Raw genomic sequence first — 1,213 nt, 5'->3', positions numbered from 1 at the left:
GGTTCGCGGAAGAGGCGTCGCCGCCCGGGCGGGCGGCGCCGGCCGGCGGCCGGGCGGACGAGCAGCGTCGGTCGGGGGCGCGGCGACCCGGCGCGGGTCAGCGGGCGAAGGCCTCGACGGCGGCCTGGCAGAACGCCTTGAGGTCGTCGGGCTTGCGGCTGCTGACCAGGCGGTTCGGACCGTCGTCGCAGATCTGGACCTCTTCGTCCACCCAGGTGGCCCCGGCGTTGCGCAGGTCGGTCTGCAGGCTGGGCCAGGACGTCATGGTGCGGCCCCGGACGACGTCGGCCTCGACGAGGGTCCAGGGGCCGTGGCAGATGACGGCGACGGGCTTGCCGGCGTCGAAGAAGCCGCGGGTGAACTCGACGGCCTTCGGCTGGGTGCGCAGCAGGTCGGGGTTGGCGACGCCGCCGGGCAGGACGAGGCCGTCGAAGTCGGCGGGCCCGTTGTCCTCGACGGTGGCGTCGACCTCGAAGGTGTCGCCCTTGTCGAGGTGGTTGAACGCCTGGATTCGGCCGCTCTCGGTGGAGACCAGCCGCGGCGTGCCGCCCGCCTGCTGAACGGCCTTCCAGGGTTCGGTCAGCTCGACCTGCTCGGTGCCCTCGGGTGCCGCGAGGAAGGCGATGGTCTTGCCGTTGAGGTCGGTCATGATGTTCTCCCCCTTCGTCTTGGCTACCTTGAGGCCCCTGCCCAGGTCGTGGCGGGTTATTCGAGGGGCGGCCGTATTCCGGGGGTGGCATGGATAACGCGGACGGCGTCCACGGCACGTACAGGAGGCGTGGCGCGCGCGGGAGGCATGGCGTGGACGGCGAGAGCGGCACGGGCTACCGGGAAGGGGCCGCGCCGGCGGGGTCGGGGCTGGCCTGCTCCTGGTGGCAGTCGGTGCCCGAGGAGACGGGAGGGTACGTCCAGCGGGTCGTCCCGGACGGCTGCGTGGACCTGATCTGGTGGTCGCGGAGCTCGGAGATCATGGTGGCGGGTCCGGACACCGGGCCGGTGCCGGTGCCGCTGGGTCCGGGCGAGTCGCTGGTGGGGGTGCGGTTCGCGCCCGGACGCGCCGCGCCGGTCCTGGGCGTCCCGGCGGACGCGGTGCGCGACGCGCGGGTCGGGCTGTCGGAGCTGTGGGGCGCGGACGCGGTGCGCCTGGGCGAGCTGGTCACCGAAGCCGCCGCGCCCGGCCGGGAGGCGGCGGCCCGGCGGGTGGAGGTGCTGG

Annotated in this window: 2 protein-coding genes; one reads left to right on the top strand and one right to left on the bottom strand. The window is 74.6% G+C overall.

Annotation, left to right across the window (positions count from 1 at the left end; all coding sequences use genetic code 11):
• Positions 1-97 precede the first annotated feature (97 nt).
• The gene (locus DZF91_RS23590; RefSeq protein ID WP_117359525.1) at positions 98-649 is read right to left on the bottom strand and encodes a type 1 glutamine amidotransferase domain-containing protein; all 552 of its coding nucleotides are present in this window, start codon (positions 647-649) and stop codon (positions 98-100) included.
• 152 nt (positions 650-801) lie between these two features.
• Here DZF91_RS23590 and DZF91_RS23585 point away from each other — a divergent pair.
• The coding region (locus tag DZF91_RS23585; RefSeq protein WP_328589202.1) for a DUF6597 domain-containing transcriptional factor at positions 802-1,213 on the top strand (412 nt) is incomplete at its 3' end.

The sequence above is a fragment of the Actinomadura logoneensis genome (genome assembly GCF_003428695.1).
Lineage (GTDB): Bacteria > Actinomycetota > Actinomycetes > Streptosporangiales > Streptosporangiaceae > Spirillospora > Spirillospora logoneensis.
The sequence above is the reverse complement of the archived record's forward strand: the minus strand, read 5'-3'. Positions and strand labels throughout refer to the sequence as shown.